Here is a 22,432-nt window from a genome sequence, read left to right on the forward strand (position 1 = left end):
CTTCAGCAACCCGCAAAGCGCGCGGCTGTTCCCCGGCCGGCCGGCTCAAATCGTCAGTGGATGGAGATTATCCCGTCGACGGCGCGCCATTCCTGCGGGCCGATCAGGTGCTTGTGCGCCACGCGGACCGAATGGAGCGGGCCTTCGATTTCGCGCCGCCAGTAATCGAGAAAATCGCGCAGGACCGGGAACTTCGGGGCTATGTCGTATTGCTGGAACGCGAAGAGCTGGAGCAGCGCCGGATGGTCCGGAAGGAAATAGTGCACCTCGATGGTCGAAAGCCCGTAGCCTTCGAGCTGCCTGAGGAAATCGCTGTCTGATCCGACCGTCCGAACCGCCATGGCCCTCCTTTCGGCACTGCCTACTTATTGCAGTGCAGCAACGAAAGAATGACACAACGGCAACTACAGTCAAGTGGTTGCGCGAAAGCGGGAAAAGCATCCCTACGCGGACGACGCGCCCCTTATCCCTCCGCGGGCCGGCGCGGCGCCGGAGGGCGATGATAGCTTATGTCGCCGCGGTCGCGCGTCGCCTGGCAAGGCTCTTCGGGCGTGTAGGCCGTATCCGGATGCGGCGCGAGCGCGGCCTTGGGCACGTCGTATGTTCCCTCGACCACCGTCACCCGTCCCGCGATCCGCCATTCGCCGCCGCGTTTGCGGAAATGATCGACGTATCGCCCCGTGGACATGAAGTTCGGACCCTCGGCGGTCACGCCGGAGAAGTGGTAGTAGGTCTCGCAGAAGGCCTCATCCCCCTGCAGGTCGCAGACGTGGTTGAGGATGGCGTGCTGCGTCGCTTCGAACATCAGCGTCGTGCCGTCGGCCCAGCGGATGAAATCATCGGGCCTGCCGACGAAATGGCCGTGGTCCTCGATGGCATCGTCCCAGTAGCACGAGCGCACGAGTTCATTGTCCAGCCGATCCAGCCCGCGCGCGTAACGCAGCAGGACCTGATGGATCTCGTGCCGGTCGACCATTTCGGCCAGCTTGCTGTCGAAGTCAGGCATCGGTTCAGCCCCTCAGAAAGTCGAGCAGCATCGGCGCCAACAGCGGCCAGCGCTCGAACCTGCCGCGGCGGTTGGTGGAATCGACCGGGAAAGTCGAGACGTAGTTCCATTCCTGGTCTCCCCAGGGCGGCTCTACCAAGGTCGAATTTGGCAGCAGGCGGTGAACCCATTCGGACGTCTCGCGGGTATGGGCCATGTCGCTCTTGCCGCTGCGGAAAGTCAGGACCGGCATGGTCAGCTTCGCTAAGTCGGCCTCGGTCATGCCGGGCACCGGGGATTCGTCCGAATAGGCGAAGGCCTTGCCCCAACGCTGCATGGTGGCGATGTACTCGTCCGGGTCCTGTGCCAGGAGAATGTCGCGAATCCCGGGATTGCGGCCGATCTGGTCGGCCCAGCTCGGAAGCTGGACGACCGCTTCCATGCCGCCCTTCGAAGCCGCCGCTATCTGATCCCCGCAGTAAAACCAGGCGAGACCGGCAAGGCCGACCGGTCCGCCGCTGATCCACCAGATCGCTATCCTGCGCACGTTTTCGGGCATGCGCGCCGCCCCCATCAAACTGATCCGCGAACCGGCCGAGCCGCCGACAAGCGTCACGTCCTTCAGTTCCAGCGCCTCGACCAACCCGACGAGCGCCTCGCAGTTCATCGCCGACTCCGACGGAGCGGTGAAGGCAATGTCGGAAGCCCCGCAACCCGGACGGTCCCAGAGCAGCACGCGAAATCCTCCCTCGGCCAGCTTTTCGCCCAGCTCCGGCACACCGGCGGTGTCGCGCGGGTAACGGCCGCCGGGAGTCAGAACGAGGGGCGGCGCGGCTTCGTCGCCGATCAGCTCGTAGTCGAGCGCCAGGCCATTCACGTCGATCCTTGCCATTGCCTCTCCCTCGGATTTCTCACCTCATGCCGGGCTCAAGCCATCGCATCGACGTTCGCCGCTTCGCGCGGCGCCGTCTCCCAACGCCCGAGGCCATAGTCCCCCGCGATCGTGGTGCGGTACATCAGCCGCTCCTGGTCGGGGTCGTTGCCCGAAACGCAGTGGAGCATGCGCAGGTTGTCCCAGATCACCATGTCGGTCGGCCGCCACTTGTGATGATAGCTGCAGGCTGCGGCGAGCCGGTTGATCTCCTGGCAGACGTCCTCCAGCAGCGCGCAGCCCTCGGGCGTCTCGTCGCCGGCGATACCCTGTGCCATGTAGGCGGAGACGTGGAGCACCTTCTCACCGGTGGGACGAGTCCAGACGGCGGGATGGATCGCCCTCGGCATCGCGGCGACCTGCTCCTCGAAACCGGCGGGCATCGGCTTGGGCTCGATCGTCCGGTAGCGCGCCGGGCGGCCGAACCGCAGGTCGTCGTACTGTGTTTCAAGGCGATAGACGATGTCCCTGCCCTCGATCCGTTCCAGCAGGTCCTTGGGGAAGGTATCGTAAAGCGCCTTGCCGTCGAGAAAGCCGGTGATCCCGCCTTCCTCCACCCGCTCGACCGAGCGCAGCACGCCGGCGCGGTTGAGTTCGTCGTTGTAGCAATGGTCGAAATGCCAGGGCAGCCAGTGCGAGAGCTGACGGCCATCGACCTCGACAATGCCCCGCCCCCTTCGGCTGCGGATCTCGATCACGCCCGGAAGCCGGGCGCCGTCGACGCGCGCCACGCCTTTGACCGGGTGTTCCTTGAGCGGACCGAAGCAGCTGCTGAGCGCAAGCTGTATCTCGTCGGACTGCTCGACATCCTCGAACACGATCATGCCGTGCTCGACGAAGAGCCGGTCGATCTCGTCGCGTAGCGCCTTGCCCTCAAGCAGCTCCCGCGTAAGCCCGCCGATGCGGACGCCGAAGGGCAAGTCCTCGCGCAAGGGGCTGACGGTATAGGCTCGCATCACACTCTCCGGGAACAGTGGTCTCGCCCCGGCTATCGCATGTTGGCCCGGAAATAGTAAGCCCGCTCAGGCGCGCGTTGCCGCCGTGGGCGCCTGGCATTTCTCGCTGGTCTGGTCAGCGCCGCCGCCGAGCAAAGCGATGGCGAGAAACCCCGCGACGACGAGAATGGCGAAGGCCGCGGTAACCTTGCCGAGGTGCTTGTCGATCACCGCCTTGATCGGCGCGCCGAACATGCGGAACAATATGCCCACGATCATGAAGCTGATCGAGCGAGAGATGATCGAGGCGCCGATGAAGACGAGCAGGTTCATGCCGATGAAGCCGGCCGTGATCGTCAGCAGCTTGAAGGGGATCGGCGTCGCGCCCTTGACGATGATGATCTCCGCCCCGAATTCGCGCAGATAGCAGGCCGCCTGCGGGAAGCTTTCGGCCAGCCCCAGCGCGCGCAGCATGGCTTCGCCGAAAGCTTCGTATGCGAAATAACCGATGGCATAACCCAGCATCCCGCCTGCGACCGAAGCAAGCGTGGCGATCACAGAGAAACGGATCGCCTTCTTCGGCTCGGCCAGGCACATCAGGCCAAGCAGCGGGTGCGGCGGCACCGGAAAGAAGCTGGCCTCGATGAACGAGAACGCGGCCAGCCACCATTCGGCATGACGATGCGCGGCCTTGGCCATGGTCCAGTCGTAGAGGCGGCGCAGCATCGGATTCTCCGGGGGGAAGTTGCGCGCGGGTGCTTATAGGCGATGCTGCGCCGCGACAAGAGCATAACCCATACGGTTACTTTTGCTTGACATCGCGACCTCATTTTGGTACATAACAGGAACATTGCGAGGAACCGGGGCGCCCGGCGGCGATCTTTCGCCAGCCTCTTCATCCGAAAAAGCAGGTACATCTCGTGGTCGAGCCGAAGCGGGCCTCGTCCGGCAAGCGCCGGTCGAAAATCAGCGCCGCCCTGACCGGGGGCGAAGACAAGTTGAATCGCCACTGGCGCGGCACTTTCCTGGCCGGACTGGCGGAAACCTCGAACGTGACCGCGGCCAGCGCCGCCGCCGGGGTTCATCCCAGCCGCCCCTACAAGGTGCGCCGCCACGAACCCGAGTTCGCCCGCGCATGGCGCGCCGCCCTGCTCGAGGGATACGAACACCTCGAAATGGAACTGCTGCACCGCCTGCGCTTCGGCGAGCCGAAGGACGCGGAGATGAAGTTCGACAACACGGCGGCGCTACGGCTGCTGGGCCTGCGCCGCGACACCGTGGCGCGCGAACGCGCGATCCGGGTAAACGAAGACCTCGCGGCGGTGCGCGCCTCCATCCAGGCCAAGCTGGCGCAACTGCGCGAACAGGTCATCGCCCGCCGCGAGGAGGCCGCGAATCATGCATGAGCCCGAACTGGATCCGCTGCATTGGCTGGACGGCGCCGGTGACGAGGAACTGGAACGGTTCGTGCGCACGCTTGCCCCGTCGGAACAGCGCGAATGGCGCTGGACCTGGCCGATCTGGGCGCGACCTTCCCAAATCGCGCCGTCCGGCGACTGGCGCATCTGGCTGATCGTGGCGGGACGCGGTTTCGGCAAGACGCGCAGCGGCGCCGAATGGGTCAACATGGTGGCCGAGGAGAATCCCGAGGCACGCATCGCACTCGTCGCGGCGAATCTGGCCGAAGCCCGCTCCGTCATGGTCGAAGGCGAAAGCGGCCTGCTTTCGATCGGCGCGCCGTGGCGCCGGCCGGCTTTCGAGCCGTCGCTGCGGCGGCTGACATGGCCCAACGGGGCGCAGGCGCTGCTCTATTCGGCGGGCGAGGCCGATTCGCTGCGCGGCCCCCAGCACAGCCACGCACGCCGGACAGGCGCAGAAGGAAGCCTTCGTCAACGAAGCCCTGGCGCGCGCCGATGCGCTGCTGCACTGCACTATCGAAGGAGAAAGCGCCGCCCCTCCCGCCGAGCCGGCCGAAGGGGAGACCTGGCTGGTGGCAACCGGAGCTGTCGGCGCATGGGCCGGACGTGACCTTTCGCTGGCCTGCCGGCAGGGCGGCAACTGGCTTTTCGTGGAGCCGCGCGACGGCTTGCGGATACTCGACCGCTCCACCGGCCAGGAGCAGGTGCTTTTCGGTTCCTGGAGAAAAGCTTCGCTCCCGACGGAACCACTCGGCGGTTCGACCGTTGACGGTGAGGCTCGGCTTGCGATCAACGAGTTGATCACGGCCCTGCAGGCCTTGGGGCTCCTGCCCTCCGCGTGACTGGCAACGATGAACAGGGGTTAACAATGTGGCGTCAATCACACAAAACGGATCCGCCGAAACATCCAACCTCCCAAAAACGCGACATTCTTGCAACAGTCTCGTTCATTGTGCGCTTGCACCCGGTTTGTTGAAGAGCTAGACACTCGAAGCACTCGGTGGCTCCAAATCTCTATTTGTAGGGGAAACATATGAGGAAACTCGTCATTGGACTGGCGCTGGCTTCTACAGCTATCGCCACGCCCGCACTCGCGCGCGACAACTCGTGGTATATCCAAGGTGACTTCGGCAGAATGATTGTCGAAGACGCTGACCTCGATATCGACGGCGAAAGCAACGTCGACACGATCGACTTCGAACATGGCTTCGATGGCGGCGCGGTTATTGGTTACGACTTCGGTCCGTTCCGTCTGGAAACCGAAGCCAGCTATCGCCGGGCCGACTACGACGATTTTGCCGGCGACGCCAGCAACCTGTCGTTCATGGCCAACGGCCTGCTCGATTTCGGTCCCGATGATGGCCTTCAGGGCTTCGTCGGCGGCGGCGTGGGCGTTGCCCGCGTCAACGCCGACGTCATCGACGACACCGACAGCGGCTTTGCCTGGCAGGCTCTGGCGGGCATTCGCGCACCGGTCAACGATCACTGGGACGTTGGCCTGAAGTACCGCTTCATGAACGTCGACAACGTCGATCTGGTCGACGCCGCAGGCTCCAGCATCGAGACCCGCTGGCGTTCGCACTCGCTGATGGGCACCCTGGCGTACAACTTCGGTGGCGCGGAGCCCGCTCCGCCGCCCCCGCCGCCCCCGCCGCCTCCGCCGCCCCCGCCGCCCCCGCCGCCGCCGCCCGCGGAAGTGGTCTGCAACAAGGGTCCGTACATCGTGTTCTTCGACTGGGATAAGTCGGACATCACGCCGGAAGCCGCGTCGATCCTCGACAGCGCGGTCAGCGCCTATGGCAACTGCGACAACGTGCCGATCATGCTGGCCGGCTACACCGACCGTTCGGGTACCGTGCAATACAACCTCGGCCTCGCCGGGCGTCGTAACGCTTCGGTCCGTGGCTACCTCACCAGCCATGGCGTTCCCGACGGCGTCATCTCGAGCGAGGCGTTCGGTGAAGCCAACCCGCGCGTTCCCACCGCCGACGGTGTGCGCGAGCTGCAGAACCGCCGCGTCGAGATCACTTACGGTCCGGGCTCGGGCATGTAAGCGAACCGGCAACGGTGAAAAGATTTGGGGGTCGGAGAAATCCGGCCCCCTTTTCTTTTGGCGCCCCCTTTTCGTTTGGCGATTGTGTCGCCTGCAAGTTTGTAACGCCGGGACAAATCCTCCCTCCCGGGAAGCGACGCGCAAGGACGCGCGACGCCCGCAGGCGTCGTGCGAAAAGAGCGCACAGGATCAGGGTGACTTCAAAAAGCCAGGTTCAGGCGGCGTAGGCGGTCGGGTCCGTCAGCCCCGCATCGGCGAAACCGGCCTTGCGCAGGCGGCAACTGTCGCAAAGGCCGCAGGCCCGGCCATCGGGCTGGGGGTCATAGCAGGACCAGCTCATGCCGGGATCGAGACCGAGCCGGTCAGCCTCGCGGGCGATATCCGCCTTGCCGAGATACTGCAGCGGCGCGTGAATCCTGAAGCCCCTGCCCTCCGAACCGACCTTCGTCGCCAGCGACGCGATCTCCTCGAAAGCGCCGATGAATTCGGGGCGGCAATCGGGATAGCCCGAATAGTCGAGCGCGTTGACGCCGATGAAGATGTCGCTGGCATCCACAGCCTCGGCCCAGGCCAGCGTCAACGACAGGAACACGAGATTGCGGGCGGGTACATAAGTGACCGGTATATCCGGGCCGACGCCGCCCTTGGGCACGGCGATGTCGTCGGTCAGCGCCGAACCGCCAAACTGCCGCAGATCGAGCGGCAGTACGACGTGGCGCGTGGCGCCCAGTACGCCGGCGATCTGCCGGGCCGCGTCGATCTCCCGGCGATGGCGCTGGTTGTAGTCTATCGTCAGCGCATTGACCGCAAACCCGGCCTCGCGGGCGAGGCCGGCGGTCACCATCGAATCGAGCCCGCCCGACAGCAGGACCACGGCCTGCCGGACGTCACTGGAACTGTCAGTCTCCATGTTCGCCCCGTTAGGCCGTAAACTCACAAACGGCAATCGTCAGCTACGGCAGCCGCCGACCCGGCGCCCTTCCGCGGCGAATGCGAAGGGGCGCCCGTCAACGATGCCCTGACTGTCGATCTGGACGAGAGCGTTGGTCTCACGCCGGATGTGCGTACGGCCATAGCCTTTCCCGCGACAGGTATACTGCACGGTGACCTCGTTCGGCTTGTCCTCGACGATGACGCTGCTGCACACCGCGCCGGGGTGCTCCAGCTGAATCAGCTTTCGTCCATTGTCGAGGCAAATGCTGCGCGACACGCCGGCGTGACCAATCTGGCGCAGTTCCCAGGCCCCGCTGTCCAGCTGGTCGAGCATGGCGAGCGCGGCCCGCTCACCGTGAGCCGGCACGGTGAAGACGGTGGAGATGCCCCCGATCAGCGCTGCCAGCGCAAGTCTTTTCATCGTTCCGTATCGCTTTCCGCAATGTCCGTCAGTTTTCCGGATTGAACTCTGTTCCCGGTACAATATCGTTAGTCTCTCGCGTAAGACAAGACGAGCCGCGCAAATACCTGCTCAGGCGGGAATGCGAAGTATCTTCGAACAGAAGGCGCAATCGACTGGGATAAGCCCGTCTTCATCCCGCATTTCAGCCAGTTCTTCTTCAGCGAAACGGGACAGGACAGACCGGTAATGTTCAACCGTGCAGCGGCAACCACGCTCCAGATGCTGCAGCGGTTCCACGCGGACCTCCTCTTCCTCATGGAACAGCCGCCAGACGAGCTGTTCGAGGTTCAGAACCGGATCCACCAGTTCCTCGCGCCGCACGCTCCCCGCCATGATCGAGACATGAGTCCAGTCCGGGTGATCTTCCTGGGCATGAAGCCGCGCCTTGCCGTCCTCACCTTCGGGAAGATGCTGCACCAGCAGCCCGCCCGCGACGCAGCGGGGACCGTTGGAGCGAACCGCGACACGAATCAGCGTGGGAACCTGCTCCGACTGGGCGAAGTAGCTTTCGCACGCCTGCGCGAGGGATTCGCCTTCCAGCGGCACGACACCCTGGTATCGCTCCCTCGTCACCGCCAGATCGAAAGTGATCGCCAGATAACCCTTGCCGAACAGCGCTTCGAGCGAAACATCGCCATCTTCGATGCCCGCCAGCAGCGTCTCATCGTGGCGCACATAGCCGCGCACCTGCCCGTCGCGGTAATCGCACACCAGCAGGTCCACCGGGCCGCCCTCTGACTGCGCCTGGAACGTCAGCTGCGCGCCCTGTTCCTTGAGGAGCGAGCCCATCAGCGCGGTCAGGACGAGCGCCTCGGCCAGCAGATGCCTGATCCTGTCCGGGTAGTCGTGCGCCGACAGCACCGTTTCCAGCACCGGCCCGAGCCGCACGACCCGGCCGCGTGCGTGACGGGCCGGGACCGTGAAGACGAGGACCCGGTCAAAACCGGTTTCCTCGATCTGGATCAGGTACTCCTCGCTCACAGCTTGCCGAGCGCCCAGAGCAGTACCGACTTCTGCGCGTGAAGACGGTTTTCCGCCTCATCCCAGACGGCCGAGTGCGGCCCGTCGATGACTTCGTTGGTCACTTCCTCCTCGCGGTGCGCGGGGAGGCAATGGAGGAACATGGCATCGGGCGCGGCATGCGCCATCAGCGCCGCGTTGACCTGGAACGGCTGCATCGCGGCAATGTGTTTCTCACCGCCGGCCTGTCCCATGGAGACCCAGGTATCGGTCACGATCACGTGCGCCCCTCTTGCCGCTTCGACCGGATCCTGCGTGAGGATCACCTGGCCGCCGGCGGCGCGCGCCTGATCGATGAACCCTGCGTTGGGTTCATAACCCGCGGGTCCACCGATGCGGACCTTGAACTTCATCAGACCCGCCGCCTCGATCAGCGAATTGGCGACGTTGTTGCCGTCTCCAAGCCACGCGACCTGCAGGCCGGGCAGAGCGAACCCGCGTTCGATCACGGTCAGCAGGTCGGCCATGATCTGGCAGGGATGCGACAGATCAGTCAGTCCGTTGATGACGGGCACCTCGGCATAATGGGCCAGTTCCTCGATCTTGGCGTGATCGTCGGTCCGGATCATGATCGCGTCGACCATGCGGCTGAGAACCCGCGCGGTGTCGGCCACGGTCTCTCCCCGGCCAAGCTGCGTGCTGCCCGCTTCCATGATCAGCGCGCTGCCGCCGAGCTGGCGCATGGCCATGTCGAACGAGACACGCGTGCGGGTGGAGTTCTTCTCGAAGATCATCGCCAGGACGTGGCCGGCCAGCGGCGCATCCGCGTCGACTTGTGCCTTGGGCCATGCCTTGCGCGCCGCCTTGCGGTCGATCGCGTCGTTGAGCATGGCGGCGATCATGTCGCCGCCGGCGTCGGTCAGGCTCAGGAAGTGCCGGGTCATCAAACCACCTCCTCGGGTTGATAGCTCGCCGCCGCGGCGGACAGCTTCTCCATGAATTCGTCGATGTGGCTGTCGTCGATCACCAGCGGCGGGACGATCCGCACGACATTGTCTCCGGCCGAAACGGTGAGCAACTGGTGATTGTCGCGCATGTGCGCGACGAAGGGCCGGGGCTCGACCTTCATCTTGAGGCCGATGAACAGGCCGCGCCCGCGCACCAGCTCGAAGAGGTCGGGATAGTTGCCGATGAACTGTTCCAGCCTGGCCTTGATCCGTTCGCCCTTGGCGCGCACGTCGGCCAGGAAGGCCTCGTCGGGAATGACGTCCAGCACCGCGCCGACCGCCGCCATGGCGAAAGGATTGCCGCCGTAGGTCGAGCCGTGCGAACCGGCGACCATGCCGCGCGCCGCCTTCTCGGTGGCGAGACAGGCGCCGACCGGGAAGCCGCCGCCGATGCCCTTGGCGGTCGCCATGATGTCGGGCTCCACGCCGTACTGCTCGTAAGCATAGAATGTGCCCGCACGGCCAACGCCGCTTTGCACTTCGTCGAGCACCAGCATCAGTTCATGTTCGTCGCAGAGCGCGCGCAGCCCTTGCAGGAATGCGTCCGTCGCGATGCGGATGCCGCCCTCGCCCTGGATCGGTTCGACGAGGAAGCCGGCGGTGTTCGGCCCGATCGCTGCCTTCGCCGCCTCCAGATCGTTGAAATCGACGTACCTGAAGCCGGGCAGCAGCGGCAGGAAGCCCTTGTGCATCTTCTCCTGGCTCGATGCGCTGATCGTTGCCAGGGTCCTGCCGTGGAAGGCGTTGTTGAAGGTGATCAGCTCGTACTTGTGCTCATTGCCGGCAGACTGGTGATAGGCACGCGCCGTCTTGATCGCGCATTCCACCGCTTCGGCCCCCGAATTGGTGAAGAAGACGGTATCCGCGAAAGTCAGATCGACGAGCCGCCGGGCAATCGCCTCTCCCTGCGGGCTACCGTAGAGGTTCGAGACGTGCATCAGCGTCTCGGCCTGCTTCTGGATCGCACCGATCAGGCCGGGATGTGAATGGCCCAGGGCATTGACGCCGATACCGCTGGCGAAGTCGAGAAATCGGCGGCCGTCCTCACTGATGAGATGGCAGTGCTCGCCGCGAACGGGCCGCACGCCGCACCGGGGGTACACGGGCATCAGCGGGGTGATCGACATCTGGATTATCCTCGAAAAACGAATCAGTGAGACGAAGTCGCGAAACGCAAACGACAAATGGCGGCCCTATGCGGACCGCCATTTGCGCGCTTTTATGCAGTTGCAGCGCCCCGGTCAAACCACCGGGGCGGGTGCAGGCTGGCTCAACCCTGAAGCGGCGTCAGGTTGACCGCCGAGTACTTGCCTCGTCGATCGACCTCAATGTCGAACTCCACACGGTCGCCTTCGTTCAGGGCCGACATGCCCGAACGTTCCACCGCGGAAATATGCACGAAGGCATCGGGCTGACCATCATCACGCGTGATGAAGCCGAAGCCCTTCATCGAATTGAAGAACTTCACCGTGCCCGTCGCTCTTTCGCCGGTCAGCTCGCGCTGGGGCGCGACTTCGCGCTTGGCCACGGGGATCACGTCTCCAATGACCGCGAGGTCGCTGGCCGAAACCTTGCCGCCGCGATCGACGAGCTGGAATTCCAGCTGCTGACCTTCGGCGAGGCCTTCCAGGCCCGCACGCTCGACCGCGCTGATGTGCACGAACACATCATCGCCGCCCTCATCGCGCTGGATGAAGCCGAACCCCTTGGCTGCGTTGAAGAACTTGACGGTACCGCGACCCTGGCCAACGACCTGGGCGGGCATTCCGCCACCGCCACCGCCGCCGCCGCGCGGGCCGCCGCCGAAGCCGCCACCGCCGGCCCGCGGACCACCGCCGAAGCCGCCGCGACTATCGCCGCCGCCACTGCCGCCGCCGAAACGGTCACCACCGCCACCAAATCGGTCGCCACCGCCACCGAAACGATCCTGTCCGGCGAAGAACGGATCGAAATCGTCCTCTCCTCCGAACCGATCCCGCTTGTCGCGTCCCCTTCCGCGACGACCTCTGTCAAAACCCATGTTTACGAACGTACCTTCGATGCGCCCCTCAAGCATTCACCCTAACGCGTGGACGAGCCGCGCCGAGCGTCAGTCAGAGTGACCAAGTTGCACCTCAGCCCCTGCCTGCGACCATGCGTCATACACGAGTCTCGGCGCCATGGCGAACAGAAATACGTCCCTTTTGCGCCAGACATTGCCGGAATGCCACAGTACGGCCGGCGTACAGGCTTGTCAGTTGCTTGAAACCGGTCTCTTGACGACACCGAGCAGAAAGCAGCACGACATGCGCGAAGCCCTTCCAGACCGGAGAATCCAGACCATGTTCCGCCAGATCACCGACTCCGTTTACGCCAGCCCGCAGATCGGCACCGACGCCATTGCAGCCGCCAAAGACCTCGGAATCGTGCGGATAATCAACAATCGGCCCGAGGGCGAAGGCGATGACCAGACCCCGGGCGAAGAAATCGAGGCGGCGGCGAAAGCGGCCGGCATCGGCTATGTCGCAATCCCGGTGACTCACGCCGGCTTCAGCGAGGCGCAGGTCGATGCGATGCGCGATGCGCTCGACACGGCCGGCGGTCCCGTGCTCGCCTATTGCCGTTCGGGAACGCGCTCGACGCTGCTGTGGGCGCTGGCCCGGGCCAAGGCTGGTGACAATCCCGCCGTCATCGCCTCGAAAGCCGCCGCCGCCGGTTACGACGTCTCCCCGATTCGCCAGTTGATCGACATGCTCGCGGCCAGAAGCTGAACCGACGTCCATACTTCCGCCGCATAGCTCAAGATCAAAAAGAAAAATGGGCCGGAGCGTAAAGCTCCGGCCCTTTGAGTTTGTGTTCGCAGGAGGAACATCGGTTGGCGACGACGGGTGGGAGGAGAGGAAAAGTACCCGCCGCCGCCAAACTCTTGAGACTTAGTTGTAGGCGCGCTCGCCGTGCTCGCCGATGTCGAGGCCTTCCTGCTCGACTTCGGGAGTGACGCGCAGGCCGGTGATCAGCTTGGCGATGAAGATCGCGATCACGGTGCCCACGGCGGCCCAGGCGATCGAGACGAGAACCGCCTGGATCTGGATCCAGACCTGAGCGCCCATCGCGGTCGAACCGTCGCCAGGCCCACCGAAGACCGGCTGGTAAACGATGCCGGTGCCGATGGCGCCGACGATGCCGCCAATGCCGTGGATGCCAAATGCATCGAGCGAGTCGTCATATCCGAGAGCCGGCTTGAGCTTCGAAACGCAGTAGAAGCAGACGAGCGAAGCGACGGCGCCCAGCACGATCGCACCGAACGGACCGGAGTTGCCGGCGGCCGGGGTGACGGCGACGAGACCGGCGATGATGCCCGAGCAGAAGCCCAGGGCCGATCCCTTGTGGCCCGAGAAACGCTCTGCGAGCATCCAGAACAGGCCTGCCGAGGCAGTCGCGACGAACGTGTTGATCATGGCAAGGCCGGCGGTGCCGTCAGCCTCGAGCTCGGAACCGGCGTTGAAGCCGAACCAGCCCACCCACAGCAGGCCGGTGCCGACCATGGTCAGCGTCAGCGAGTGCGGCGGCATCGGCTCGGCCGGATAGCCCTTGCGCTTGCCGAGAATCAGAGCTGCCACGAGCGCCGAAACGCCGGCGTTGATGTGAACGACGGTACCGCCAGCGAAGTCCAGCGCGCCCATCTCGAAGAGAAGGCCGCCGCCCGCCCACACCATGTGCGCGATCGGGAAGTAGACAATCGTGAGCCAGACCGCAGTGAACACCATCACGGCCGAGAACTTCATGCGCTCCACCGTGGCGCCCAGAACGAGGGCAGCGGTGATCGCGGCGAAGGTCATCTGGAAGGAGATGAAGACATATTCGCTGATGACTTCATCGGAGAAGGTGGCAGCGGTGCTGTCGGGCGTGGTGTTCGCGAGGAACAGGTTGCCCCAGCTGAAGAAGGCATTGCCTTCCGGGCCGAACGCGGTCGAATAGCCGTAGATCACCCAGATGAGCATCGCCAGCGCCGCTGCGGCGCCGATCTGGGTCATCGTCGAAAGCATGTTCTTGGAGCGGGTCAGACCGCCATAGAACAGGGCGAGGCCCGGGAGGATCATGAGCAGGACCAGAATGGTCGCGGTCATCATCCAGGCATTGTTGCCGGGGTTGGGCACCGGGGCCGCCGCTTCGGCGACATCCTGGGCCCAGGCGGGCATGGCGGCAAGCATCGACGCGCTCAAGGCGCCGGCACCGCAGAGAATCTTGCGGATCATAGTGGTTTCCCTCCCAATCAAAGCGCCGTGTCGCCGGATTCGCCCGTGCGGATGCGCACGGCCGAAGCAAGGTCGAGAACAAAGACCTTGCCGTCGCCGATGGCCTCGGTGCTGGCGACCTGCTGGATCGTCTCAACGATCTTCGGCGCCAGATCGTCGGTCGCGGCGACCTCGATCTTCACCTTCGGCAACATGTTGGTCGAATACTCGGCCCCACGGTAAATTTCCGTCTGGCCCTTCTGGCGCCCAAACCCCTTCACCTCGGACACGGTCATGCCGGCGACACCGATCGCGCCCAGTGCTTCCCGAACCTCGTCGAGCTTGAAGGGCTTGATGATGGCTATGATGAACTTCATGCCTATCCCCTGTTAGCCGCCGGCCCAGCGCCGGCCAGGGATAGGTAAAGCAAGCGACGTGCCAATTTACCAATCGGCAAGATTCCGGGCAGACTCGCACGACGTACCGAGCTCGCTCAACGACGAGGCGCTCGAATCCTGTGCACGTGCCTATTTTTTAGGCAGTCGAAATGACTGATTGCTTCCGGGGCGAGGGGTTTCAGTGCCCGTAGGTCTTGATGCCACGGCGGCGGAGACGCTCGCGGCGTCGACGGCGCAGTGCGACCGTTCCCCCGACAATGCCGGTGATCGCCACCACGGCAATCAGGGCGATAGCAATGAGAATGCGTGTTTCCATAAGTACCAAATTTTTTCGCGAAACGTGACTGACCCCATGATGATCCGGAGCAAAGTCACATCGCCGAACACCTATCGTATTAGCAGACAAATGCCGCCTGTTCCAAACTGCCGTCGCTCGCGCCTGTCGATTCGTCGCACAATGAGATCGGACAAACCCTCGCCTCCGTCACAGCGACGTATCTTCGAGAAAGTATCGCAGTGATTTCCGGGTTCGGACAACGCCGCATTTACCATTCCGCCGAACGCCTTAGGAGAGCATGACTTTCCGCGGCAAATGTTCTTGCCACCTCCACGAAATCGGTATCTGGAAGAGCGCATGAGCTTTCCCAAATTCTATCATTCCCTCATTGTCTGGGTCGGCGACGGGACGGGACTTCCCGATTCGATTCTCCACATCCACGCCGGGATGGCGGTCCTGCTGCTGGCGCGCCTCGTCAGCGGACGCTCGCTCGGCACATTCATCCCTTTCGCGTTCGTGGTTTTGGCAGAGGCGGCCAATGAGATCCTCGACTACATGGCCTATGGCTGGCGGCCGACCGACACGTACCTGGACATCGCCAACACATTGTTCTGGCCATTCGTGCTCAGCCTCGCGGTCCGGTTGCGTCCGATGGCCAGGCGCGACCATCGATAGGGAGACGCCGTTGTCATAGCAGCGCGCGACAAGCATGACAGCACCCTTGCCGGGAGTTCGCACGCGGTCGAAAACGTGGCTTTGCCGGTTCACAACGATCATTGCGTTTGATAACCGGAGCGTTCCCCCGAAACACCATGCGCACCGGCGGCGGGCCGGCAGGACGGTCAAGGCACAATCTTTTTCCCGAGCGAGAACATCGCACCGAGGCCCGGCAAGGCCCCTGAACGTCCCGGCTTTCCTGTCTTCCGGAAGTGGCGAAGCCCCGCTCCTGCGCGCTCTATCACGGGCCTGGCGCTGGGACTGGCGGCATTGACCGCCGGGCTCGCTCCCGCCAACGCGCAATCGCCGGTTTTCTCCGAGAGCGGCGCAATCTCCAGCACTACCGGCCATGCCGTGCTGTCCTGGCAAGCGGAAGAGCCGGTTGTCCTGTCGATCGCACACGAGCCGGACCTGTCTGACGCCCGCCCGCTCTATCGCGGGGATGAGCGCTCCTACTTCCTCTCCGGCCTTGCCGACGGCGACTATTACCTTCGGCTGGAGAACGAAAGCGGCGAAGCATCGGCGCCGCTCCGGCTTTCCGTCACCCACCAGTCGCTCGCGCAGGCCTTGTGGCTGACCGCCATCGGCCTCGTCATCACGCTGGCCGTCGTCGCCACGATCCTGCGGGGGGCGCGCGATGACTGAGGACAAGGTCCTGCTTGAACCGACCATCGGCTGGATCCTGCTCGCACTGTTCAGCGCGCTGTGGATCGGGCTCGGCATCTATTGGGGAAAGCGCAACAGGAACTTCGAGGATCATGCGCTGGCCGGGCGCAACGTCGGCCTCGCGCTCGCCTCGGCAACGGCGGCGGCAACCTGGATCACGTCCAACACCACCATGCTCGCCCCGCAGTTCGCGCTGCAGCTGGGCGTGTGGGGCATGCTGGCCTATTCCATGGCCGCCTTCGGCCTGATCCTCTTCGCTCCGCTGGCCGGGCGCATCCGGCAGCTCATGCCGCACGGCTATACTTCGGGCGATTTCTTCCGCCTGCGCTATGGCCGCACGGCCTGGGGCATCTTCCTGGTCTTCACGCTGTTCTATTCGCTGACCTGGCTGGTCAGCATGGCGATGGCGGGCGGCATCCTGCTGGAGGCGCTGGCGGGGATCGATTACGTCTGGGGCATGACGGTTATCCTTGCCGTCTGCGTCATCTACACCATGCGCGGCGGGCTGGCCGCCGTGATCGGGACCGACTTCATCCAGAGCCTGATCATCCTCATCGGCATCGTAGTGGTCGGCTTTGCGGTGCTGCGGAACGTCTCGGTCGAGCAGATCCACGCGGACCTTGCCGCCAACAAGCCGGCGCTTATCGACGTGCTGTTCCCCGCCGCGCTGATGGCGATCTTCAACAACCTGCTGTTCGGCCTTGGCGAAGTGTTCCACAACAACGTCTGGTGGAGCCGCGCCTTCGCCTTCCGGGAGGGCGTGGGGACAAAGGCCTTCCTGATCGGCGGGCTGGTGTGGCTGCCGATCCCGGTCGCGGCCGGCTTCATCGCGCTGGCCAGCGGCGTGCTGGGCGTGGGCGTGCCGAGTCCCGACATGGTCGGCCCGCTGGTGATCGCCAACGTGCTGGGCGATCTGGGTGCGATCGCGATCTTCATTGTCGTCTTCTGTTCGCTCGCCTCCAGCATCGACAGCCTGCTGGCCGCGACCAGCGACCTCATCACCGAGGATGTCTATCGCCGGCTGATCCAGCCCGCCGCCACGCCGGAACGGCTCAAGAGCATGGCGCAGTGGATCACGCTGGCGCTGGGCCTCGGCACATGGGCTGTGTGCGTCCCCCGCATCGGCACGCTGGCGTCAGTGCTGTTCTTCGCGGGGCCACTGGTCGGGTCGATGATCTGGCCGATCGTCACCGGCCTCTACTGGCGGCGCGCGAGCAGCACCGGCGCCGTCGGGGGCATGCTGCTGGGCGCAGGCGCGGGGCTGATCGCCTATTTCCAGATTGGCTGGTTCGTCGCCAGCACGATCGGCACCGCCGTTTCCATGGCTTGGGTGCTGGGTGCAGCCTCGCTTTCCAAGGAACGTTTCGACTGGAACCGCCTCAAGGAGGCTTGAATGACGTTTTCATCCGGATTCCTGAGCTTGCTCGTCCACGGCGCGCTGATCTGGTGCGCGCTCTCCGCCCTCGGCCTCGGCGGCCTGCTGCTGAAGGACATCCTTCGTGGAGAAAGCTGGTGAACAATATCCCGGCCTCGCAGGTGGCCCATATCGCCGACCCGGAACGCAAGTCGGGCCGGATCGGCACCTGTCCCGATCCCCAGGGGCTGCTGCGGCAGGAACCCCGGCTGCGCCTTGACGTGCTCGACCGGCTGCACAACTGCTCGGTGCTCTCCGCCGCGCAGTTCGACAAGGACCTGCTCGGCGAACTCGCCAAGCTCGCGGCCCATCTCCAGCTCCGCCGCTGTCCGGTGAGCAAGGCGCTGGAAGACAAGATCATGGCCGCCGCCTTCTTCGAGCCAAGCACCCGCACGCGCCTTTCCTTCGAAAGCGCAATGCTGAGCGTGGGCGGCAAGACGATCAGCGTCGCCGATGCCAAGACCACTGGCGTCGCCAAGGGCGAAAGCCTGCGCGACATCGGGCAGATGTTCAATTCCTACGCCGACCTGGTCGTCGTGCGCCATACCGAGCAATCGGCCATCGCCGAGATGTCGGAATACCTGCGCATTCCGCTGATCAACGGCGGCAACGGTTCGGACGAGCACCCCACGCAGGCCCTCGCGGACTGGTACGCGTTGCTCAAGTGGCGGCCCGAGATCGCCTTCGGCGCGATCCCGGAACGGTTCCGCCTGAACATCGGCATCATCGGCACGCCGGGGAACATGCGCACGGTCAAGAGCTTCCTCACGCTGGCGCTGCTGTTTCACGAGAACATCAACCACATCACCATCTTCTCCGAAATGGCGGACCCGCTGGGCGACGACTTGCGCGAGCTGTGCGACAACAGCCCGATCGGGATCAATTTCAGCCGCGACCTTCAGGGGAACCTCGAATACCTCGACGTGATCTACATGAACGCCATTGCCTTCCTGGGGGACGGCTACCGCTTTTACAGCGAGGATTTCCAGCTCAGCGCCGCGAGCAGGCTGAAGGCCGACACCGTCATCCTCCATCCGCTGGCGCGCGGGCCGGAACTGGCCGCCGATCTCGATGACACGCCTCACAACCTCTATTTCAACCAGGCCGACGGTGCGGTCTGGGTGCGGCAGGCGCTGCTGCTTGCCATTTTCGGCCGGGTGCGGGGAACCGTGCCCGATGACCTGCTTATCTGATTATCTGAGCCGCGCTCGTTGGCGCGCTGCCCCCAAGGAAGAATACAATGTGCGGAATTGCCGGGGTCTGGAGCCCCACAGCCTATCGCGACGACATGGCGGAGATCGCCGAACGCATGGCCGAAAGGATGGTCCATCGCGGGCCAGATGGCTGGGGAGCCCATCTCGACCCCGAGACGGGCCTCGGCATGGTCCACACCCGCCTTTCGATTATCGGCCTCGATGCCGGAGACCAGCCCATCCATGACCGGGACGCCGGGCTGATCCTGACCGCCAATGGCGAATTCTACGACTACAAGCGCCTTCGCGGCCTGCTGCGCACCGACGGCTACGAATTCACGACCAAGAGCGACAGCGAGATCGCGCTGAAGCTCTACCGCAAGCACGGCCTCGATTTCGTCGAGCACTTGCGCGGCGAATTCGCCTTCGTCCTGTTCGACGAGCAAAAGCAGCGCCTGATCCTGGTGCGCGACCGTTTCGGCATCCGCCCTCTCTTCTACCATGCGGGCGAGAAGGGCTTTTTCTGGGGCAGCGAGATGAAGTCCATGCTCGCCCATCCGGACGTGCCGCGCGAGATGTGCCCCAAAGCCCAGCTCCACCAGATGATGCAGGTGATGGTGCCGGGCATGACCCTGTTCGAGGGTATCCATGCGCTGAAGCCCGGCCACATGCTGATCGTCACCCGAAAGGGCGACGGGTTCGACATCGAGGAAAGGCGCTATTGGGACGCCGAATTCCCGCTCGACGGCGAGCATGACGAACTGCCCGACGAGGAACACATAGAGCGGGTCCGCGCCGCCCTGGTGGAAAGCATCGCCTTCCGCCTGGAAGCCGACGTGCCGGTGGCCTGCTACCTTTCCGGCGGGATCGACAGTTGCTCGATCCTCGGCATGGCGGCGGCGATCCAGCAATCGCCGGTCAAGGCCTTCACCATCAGCTTCGACGACGCCCGCTACGACGAAGCCGCCATCGCCACCGAGATGGCACAGAAGGTCGGCGCCGATCAGGACATCCTCATCGTGAAGGCGACCGATCTTTACGGGGAGAATTTCGAGCAGGCGGTCTATTACTCGGAGCGGACTTTCTACAACACGCTCGGTGTCGCCAAGATGCTGATGAGCCGCCATGTGCGCGACGTCGGCTACAAGGTGGTGATCACCGGCGAAGGCAGCGACGAGCTGTTCGGCGGCTATGCCCAGTTCAAGGCCGATTACTTCCTCCACGACCCCGCCCACGCCGGCAGCGCGGCGGGCGAGGAGATGAAGAAGCGCAACGCGATCTTCTCCGGATCGGTGCTGGCCGAAAGGCAGATCAGCCACCCGGCCTTCGAGGAAGTGATGGGCTTCACCCCTTCATGGATCCAGCCCTGGATGCTCGTGCTCGAACGGGTGAGGCCGCTATTGTCCGACGCGTTCAGGGAAAAGCTGGGCGACTACGATCCGATCGCCGCCATCGCTTACAGCCTCGACAGGTCGATGCTCGACGGGCGCCATCCGCTCGACAAGGCGCAGTACAGCTGGATCAAGACGATGCTGGAAGGCCAGATTCTAAACTGGGGCGGCGACCGGGTGGACATGGCCAACAGCCTCGAAAGCCGGCCGGCCTTCCTCGACCACCACGTCGCCGAACTCGCGATGCGCATCCCGCCGCACGTCCGCATCCGCGACGGCGTGGAGAAATGGGTCGTGCGCGAGGCGATGAAGCACGTCCTGCCCGAAGTGCTCTACAAGCGCGAAAAGTTCGCCTTCATGGCCCCGCCCGCCCACACCGACAAGGCCAAGGCGGCCGAGATCGACAAGCTCATCGAAAAGTGGCTGTCATCCGAAGAAATCGCCGCGCACGGCATTTTCGACGAAGCCAAACTGGGCGCCTCGATCGAGGAATACCGCAAGAGCGACGATCACACCCAGAACACGCGAAAGGACATCATCCTCAACCACGCGATCGCGCTCCACGCGATGGATGCGCTGTTCTGAGGTGATGAGTACTCAAGGAGAATTGAGATACTGCCCAGGTCGCCTGGCCAAATCCGATGGGCCGGCTTGACGACGGCTATCCGCAATTTTTCTCCAAAACCGGCCTGACGGGCACGCCGACATTGCTGACGTTGCCGATCCTCCCCCATCGGAGGAGGGGGACCGCCCGTAGGGCGGTGGAGGGGGTTTGCACACGCCAGCATTGCGCCCGACCGCGCCCCCTCCGTCAGTCACTTCGTGACAGCCACCTCCCCCGGAAGGGGAGGATTTCAAGTTACCGCGCCCCCCGACTTTCCGGCCGAAACAGGTCACTGGAACATTTCTCGTTAGCCGTCATCCCCTCCTCTGAAGAGGAGGGCGGAGAATCCCAACCTTCCCGCCATTCGAGCTGCCCGCCCGGGCCGGAACGTGTCCACGCGCGCTAGGCCGGCACTTTCTCGCAGGCGAGTTCCATCACGCATTCCAGCAGCAGTTGCACGCCCCGCTCGCAATCGGACCAGTGCGTCCATTCGTCGGGCGCGTGGCTGACCCCGCCGACGCTGGGAACGAAGAGCATTCCTGCCGGGGCGTGGTCGCAGAAGAACTGCACGTCGTGCCCCGCGCCGGAGGGCATTAGCTTGTACGAATAGCCCAGCGCTGCGGCCTTCGCCTCGATCAGCGCGATTATCCGGGGGTCGCAATTGGCGGGCTTGAGCCAGCTCATCTGCTCATATTCGAACTTCAGCTTGTGCTTGCGGGCAATGGCGGACAGCACGCGCCGGCAGGCGTTCGCAAGGCCGTGCATGATCTCCTCGTCAAGATCGCGGCCGACGATGGTGAAGTCCACTTCGCCCGGCACGGTGTGCGGGAAACCCGGCTTGCAGGCGACGTGGCCGATGGTGATGCGGCTCTTGTCCGTCCCCTCCTCGTCGATGATGCGCTGGATCTCGTGCGCGAAGTCGACCATGCCCATCAGCGCATCGCTGCGCATGGCCATGGGCGCGGTGCCGGCATGGTCGGCCTTGCCGATCAGGCGGCAGTTCCACTTGAACACACCCGATATGCCCTCGACCACGCCGATCGTGGTCTTTTCGGCATCGAGCACCGGCCCCTGTTCGACATGAAGTTCCAGAAACGCCCTGATCTCTTCGGGGCGGCGATAGGCGCGCAGGGCGCCGTGCGGCTCCAGCCCGGCCGCCTCCATCGCATCCTTCAGCGAATAGCCGTGCTCGTCCTTCGCGGTGTCGAGCCATTCGGCCGTCAGGTGCCCCGTCATCGCCTGCGCGCCGAGCATGCCGCCGAAGCGCCCTTCCTCCTCGCTGGTGCCGATCACCTCGATCGGATAGTCGGGCGCGATCCCCGCATCCTGCATCGCGCGCACCACTTCGAGCCCGGCCACAACCCCCAGCACGCCATCGAAGATGCCGCCCGCCGGAACGCTGTCGAGGTGGGAGCCGATCAGGATGGCGGGCTTTCCTGAAGGACCGAAACGCCCCGCGACATTGCCCGCCCCGTCCATCCAGTGCTCCATGCCCAGTTCCCCGAACCTGTCGCGCAGCCATTGGCGGGCCGCCATGTCGGCCTCGCTGAAACCCGGCCGGTAGACGCCCCGGTCTTCCTCGTTGAAGCCGAATTGCGAAAGGGCGGTGACGTCCTGCTCGATGCGTTCGATGCTGACCTGGGGCACTTGGTCTCCTGTGCTTGCCGGCGGGCAGCCTAGGGTGCCGGCACCGCCTCGGGCAAGCCCCCGACGTGCCCGACGCCGCCAACCGGCCTCCGGATCTGCCCTGAGGGCCATCCACGCAGACGGCGCGTCCCTTTTCAGGACCCAGTACCGCAAATCTACGTGGGTAGGAGTGCGCTCCTCAGCCTTCCTGGCACCTGTTACCGTTCTTCAACAGTGGGAGTGGGGC

General features: G+C 64.4%; 25 protein-coding genes and 1 pseudogene. 11 read left to right on the forward strand and 15 right to left on the reverse strand.

Features of this window, described 5'->3' with window-relative positions:
* Positions 1 to 53: 53 nt before the first annotated feature.
* The 5 genes from IEX32_RS01790 to IEX32_RS01810 form a co-directional block, all read right to left on the reverse strand.
* Positions 54 to 341, reverse strand: coding sequence for an usg protein (locus tag IEX32_RS01790; protein ID WP_188767727.1), 288 nt, complete (start codon positions 339 to 341; stop codon positions 54 to 56).
* A 122-nt stretch (positions 342 to 463) separates the two neighbouring features.
* Positions 464 to 1,006: a nuclear transport factor 2 family protein gene (locus IEX32_RS01795; RefSeq protein ID WP_188767729.1), complete on the reverse strand. Its 543-nt coding sequence runs from the start codon at positions 1,004 to 1,006 to the stop codon at positions 464 to 466.
* A gap of 4 nt (positions 1,007 to 1,010) precedes the next feature.
* Positions 1,011 to 1,877, reverse strand: a complete 867-nt coding sequence (locus IEX32_RS01800; RefSeq protein ID WP_188767731.1) for an alpha/beta fold hydrolase — start codon at positions 1,875 to 1,877, stop codon at positions 1,011 to 1,013.
* 35 nt (positions 1,878 to 1,912) lie between these two features.
* Positions 1,913 to 2,872, reverse strand: a complete 960-nt coding sequence (locus IEX32_RS01805) for a TauD/TfdA dioxygenase family protein (protein WP_188767733.1) — start codon at positions 2,870 to 2,872, stop codon at positions 1,913 to 1,915.
* A gap of 66 nt (positions 2,873 to 2,938) precedes the next feature.
* The gene (locus tag IEX32_RS01810; protein ID WP_188767735.1) at positions 2,939 to 3,577 is read right to left on the reverse strand and encodes a YqaA family protein; all 639 of its coding nucleotides are present in this window, start codon (positions 3,575 to 3,577) and stop codon (positions 2,939 to 2,941) included.
* A 194-nt stretch (positions 3,578 to 3,771) separates the two neighbouring features.
* On the opposite strand from IEX32_RS01810, the gene IEX32_RS01815 reads away from it, so the two are divergent.
* From IEX32_RS01815 to IEX32_RS01830, 4 genes and pseudogenes are all read left to right on the forward strand, one after another.
* On the forward strand, positions 3,772 to 4,257 hold the full coding sequence (locus IEX32_RS01815) for a hypothetical protein (protein WP_188767737.1): 486 nt from the start codon (positions 3,772 to 3,774) through the stop codon (positions 4,255 to 4,257).
* Positions 4,250 to 4,711: pseudogene (locus tag IEX32_RS01820) on the forward strand (terminase large subunit domain-containing protein); the annotation flags it as partial. The gene IEX32_RS01815 and the pseudogene IEX32_RS01820, both read left to right, overlap by 8 nt.
* Positions 4,712 to 4,784: 73 nt before the next feature.
* Positions 4,785 to 5,111: a DUF2793 domain-containing protein gene (locus tag IEX32_RS01825; RefSeq protein WP_229735826.1), complete on the forward strand. Its 327-nt coding sequence runs from the start codon at positions 4,785 to 4,787 to the stop codon at positions 5,109 to 5,111.
* Positions 5,112 to 5,302: 191 nt separating this feature from the next.
* A complete protein-coding gene (locus IEX32_RS01830) occupies positions 5,303 to 6,322 on the forward strand; it encodes an OmpA family protein (RefSeq protein ID WP_188767739.1) in 1,020 nt (339 codons plus the stop codon).
* Positions 6,323 to 6,536: 214 nt separating this feature from the next.
* Here IEX32_RS01830 and queC read toward each other — a convergent pair whose 3' ends face one another.
* The 6 genes from queC to IEX32_RS20975 all read right to left on the reverse strand — a co-directional run bounded on the left by queC (position 6,537) and on the right by IEX32_RS20975 (position 11,705).
* Complete coding sequence (queC, locus tag IEX32_RS01835) at positions 6,537 to 7,232, reverse strand: 7-cyano-7-deazaguanine synthase QueC (RefSeq protein WP_188767748.1); 696 nt, start codon at positions 7,230 to 7,232, stop codon at positions 6,537 to 6,539.
* A gap of 39 nt (positions 7,233 to 7,271) precedes the next feature.
* On the reverse strand, positions 7,272 to 7,676 hold the full coding sequence (locus IEX32_RS01840; RefSeq protein WP_188767750.1) for a hypothetical protein: 405 nt from the start codon (positions 7,674 to 7,676) through the stop codon (positions 7,272 to 7,274).
* A 111-nt stretch (positions 7,677 to 7,787) separates the two neighbouring features.
* Positions 7,788 to 8,699 (reverse strand): Hsp33 family molecular chaperone HslO, encoded by a 912-nt coding sequence (hslO, locus tag IEX32_RS01845; RefSeq protein ID WP_188767752.1) that lies wholly within the window; start codon positions 8,697 to 8,699, stop codon positions 7,788 to 7,790.
* Entirely contained in the window at positions 8,696 to 9,622 is a 927-nt protein-coding gene (argF, locus tag IEX32_RS01850) for an ornithine carbamoyltransferase (protein WP_188767754.1), read from the reverse strand. Before argF ends, hslO begins: the two co-directional genes overlap by 4 nt.
* On the reverse strand, positions 9,622 to 10,812 hold the full coding sequence (locus IEX32_RS01855) for an aspartate aminotransferase family protein (RefSeq protein WP_188767756.1): 1,191 nt from the start codon (positions 10,810 to 10,812) through the stop codon (positions 9,622 to 9,624). Before IEX32_RS01855 ends, argF begins: the two co-directional genes overlap by 1 nt.
* 143 nt (positions 10,813 to 10,955) lie before the next feature.
* Positions 10,956 to 11,705, reverse strand: a complete 750-nt coding sequence (locus IEX32_RS20975) for a cold-shock protein (RefSeq protein WP_188767758.1) — start codon at positions 11,703 to 11,705, stop codon at positions 10,956 to 10,958.
* A gap of 301 nt (positions 11,706 to 12,006) precedes the next feature.
* Here IEX32_RS20975 and IEX32_RS01865 point away from each other — a divergent pair, with 301 nt between their 5' ends.
* Positions 12,007 to 12,435: a protein tyrosine phosphatase family protein gene (locus IEX32_RS01865; protein ID WP_188768155.1), complete on the forward strand. Its 429-nt coding sequence runs from the start codon at positions 12,007 to 12,009 to the stop codon at positions 12,433 to 12,435.
* Between the two features lie 162 nt (positions 12,436 to 12,597).
* Here the strand turns inward: IEX32_RS01865 and IEX32_RS01870 are convergent, their stop codons facing one another.
* From IEX32_RS01870 to IEX32_RS01880, 3 genes are all read right to left on the reverse strand, one after another.
* Entirely contained in the window at positions 12,598 to 13,920 is a 1,323-nt protein-coding gene (locus tag IEX32_RS01870) for an ammonium transporter (RefSeq protein WP_188767760.1), read from the reverse strand.
* A 17-nt stretch (positions 13,921 to 13,937) separates the two neighbouring features.
* Complete coding sequence (locus IEX32_RS01875; protein WP_188767762.1) at positions 13,938 to 14,276, reverse strand: P-II family nitrogen regulator; 339 nt, start codon at positions 14,274 to 14,276, stop codon at positions 13,938 to 13,940.
* A 199-nt stretch (positions 14,277 to 14,475) separates the two neighbouring features.
* Positions 14,476 to 14,613 carry a hypothetical protein gene (locus tag IEX32_RS01880; protein ID WP_188767764.1) on the reverse strand — a complete coding sequence of 46 codons (138 nt, stop codon included), beginning with the start codon at positions 14,611 to 14,613 and terminating at the stop codon, positions 14,476 to 14,478.
* Positions 14,614 to 14,931: 318 nt separating this feature from the next.
* Here IEX32_RS01880 and IEX32_RS01885 point away from each other — a divergent pair, with 318 nt between their 5' ends.
* From IEX32_RS01885 to asnB, 6 genes are all read left to right on the forward strand, one after another.
* Complete coding sequence (locus tag IEX32_RS01885) at positions 14,932 to 15,249, forward strand: hypothetical protein (protein ID WP_188767766.1); 318 nt, start codon at positions 14,932 to 14,934, stop codon at positions 15,247 to 15,249.
* Positions 15,250 to 15,561: 312 nt separating this feature from the next.
* Complete coding sequence (locus IEX32_RS01890) at positions 15,562 to 15,936, forward strand: hypothetical protein (protein ID WP_229735786.1); 375 nt, start codon at positions 15,562 to 15,564, stop codon at positions 15,934 to 15,936.
* On the forward strand, positions 15,929 to 17,350 hold the full coding sequence (locus IEX32_RS01895; RefSeq protein ID WP_188767768.1) for a sodium:solute symporter family transporter: 1,422 nt from the start codon (positions 15,929 to 15,931) through the stop codon (positions 17,348 to 17,350). The genes IEX32_RS01890 and IEX32_RS01895 overlap by 8 nt, the downstream gene beginning before the upstream one ends.
* Entirely contained in the window at positions 17,351 to 17,473 is a 123-nt protein-coding gene (locus IEX32_RS20890) for a hypothetical protein (protein WP_268236699.1), read from the forward strand. It begins immediately after the preceding gene.
* Positions 17,470 to 18,564: an aspartate/ornithine carbamoyltransferase family protein gene (locus tag IEX32_RS01900; protein ID WP_229735788.1), complete on the forward strand. Its 1,095-nt coding sequence runs from the start codon at positions 17,470 to 17,472 to the stop codon at positions 18,562 to 18,564. The genes IEX32_RS20890 and IEX32_RS01900 overlap by 4 nt, the downstream gene beginning before the upstream one ends.
* A gap of 47 nt (positions 18,565 to 18,611) precedes the next feature.
* The gene (gene asnB / locus IEX32_RS01905; protein ID WP_188767772.1) at positions 18,612 to 20,540 is read left to right on the forward strand and encodes an asparagine synthase (glutamine-hydrolyzing); all 1,929 of its coding nucleotides are present in this window, start codon (positions 18,612 to 18,614) and stop codon (positions 20,538 to 20,540) included.
* Between the two features lie 421 nt (positions 20,541 to 20,961).
* Here asnB and IEX32_RS01910 read toward each other — a convergent pair whose 3' ends face one another.
* On the reverse strand, positions 20,962 to 22,206 hold the full coding sequence (locus IEX32_RS01910) for a Zn-dependent hydrolase (RefSeq protein WP_229735789.1): 1,245 nt from the start codon (positions 22,204 to 22,206) through the stop codon (positions 20,962 to 20,964).
* Positions 22,207 to 22,432: the final 226 nt, after the last annotated feature.

The sequence above is a fragment of the Novosphingobium endophyticum genome (assembly GCF_014640675.1).
GTDB lineage: Bacteria > Pseudomonadota > Alphaproteobacteria > Sphingomonadales > Sphingomonadaceae > Novosphingobium > Novosphingobium endophyticum.

Bases quoted from the DNA above. Each gene is read 5' to 3' on its own strand.
- IEX32_RS01875 (WP_188767762.1), bottom strand. From the start codon at position 14,276: ATGAAGTTCATCATAGCCATCATCAAGCCCTTCAAGCTCGACGAGGTT.
- IEX32_RS01805 (WP_188767733.1), bottom strand. From the start codon at position 2,872: ATGCGAGCCTATACCGTCAGCCCCTTGCGCGAGGACTTGCCCTTCGGC.
- IEX32_RS01895 (WP_188767768.1), top strand. From the start codon at position 15,929: ATGACTGAGGACAAGGTCCTGCTTGAACCGACCATCGGCTGGATCCTG.
- IEX32_RS01800 (WP_188767731.1), bottom strand. From the start codon at position 1,877: ATGGCAAGGATCGACGTGAATGGCCTGGCGCTCGACTACGAGCTGATC.
- IEX32_RS01885 (WP_188767766.1), top strand. From the start codon at position 14,932: ATGAGCTTTCCCAAATTCTATCATTCCCTCATTGTCTGGGTCGGCGAC.
- IEX32_RS01830 (WP_188767739.1), top strand. From the start codon at position 5,303: ATGAGGAAACTCGTCATTGGACTGGCGCTGGCTTCTACAGCTATCGCC.
- IEX32_RS01790 (WP_188767727.1), bottom strand. From the start codon at position 341: ATGGCGGTTCGGACGGTCGGATCAGACAGCGATTTCCTCAGGCAGCTC.
- queC (WP_188767748.1), bottom strand. From the start codon at position 7,232: ATGGAGACTGACAGTTCCAGTGACGTCCGGCAGGCCGTGGTCCTGCTG.
- IEX32_RS01840 (WP_188767750.1), bottom strand. From the start codon at position 7,676: ATGAAAAGACTTGCGCTGGCAGCGCTGATCGGGGGCATCTCCACCGTC.
- asnB (WP_188767772.1), top strand. From the start codon at position 18,612: ATGTGCGGAATTGCCGGGGTCTGGAGCCCCACAGCCTATCGCGACGAC.
- argF (WP_188767754.1), bottom strand. From the start codon at position 9,622: ATGACCCGGCACTTCCTGAGCCTGACCGACGCCGGCGGCGACATGATC.
- IEX32_RS01870 (WP_188767760.1), bottom strand. From the start codon at position 13,920: ATGATCCGCAAGATTCTCTGCGGTGCCGGCGCCTTGAGCGCGTCGATG.
- IEX32_RS01810 (WP_188767735.1), bottom strand. From the start codon at position 3,577: ATGCTGCGCCGCCTCTACGACTGGACCATGGCCAAGGCCGCGCATCGT.
- IEX32_RS01855 (WP_188767756.1), bottom strand. From the start codon at position 10,812: ATGTCGATCACCCCGCTGATGCCCGTGTACCCCCGGTGCGGCGTGCGG.
- IEX32_RS20975 (WP_188767758.1), bottom strand. From the start codon at position 11,705: ATGGGTTTTGACAGAGGTCGTCGCGGAAGGGGACGCGACAAGCGGGAT.
- IEX32_RS01880 (WP_188767764.1), bottom strand. From the start codon at position 14,613: ATGGAAACACGCATTCTCATTGCTATCGCCCTGATTGCCGTGGTGGCG.
- IEX32_RS01795 (WP_188767729.1), bottom strand. From the start codon at position 1,006: ATGCCTGACTTCGACAGCAAGCTGGCCGAAATGGTCGACCGGCACGAG.
- IEX32_RS01865 (WP_188768155.1), top strand. From the start codon at position 12,007: ATGTTCCGCCAGATCACCGACTCCGTTTACGCCAGCCCGCAGATCGGC.
- IEX32_RS20890 (WP_268236699.1), top strand. From the start codon at position 17,351: ATGACGTTTTCATCCGGATTCCTGAGCTTGCTCGTCCACGGCGCGCTG.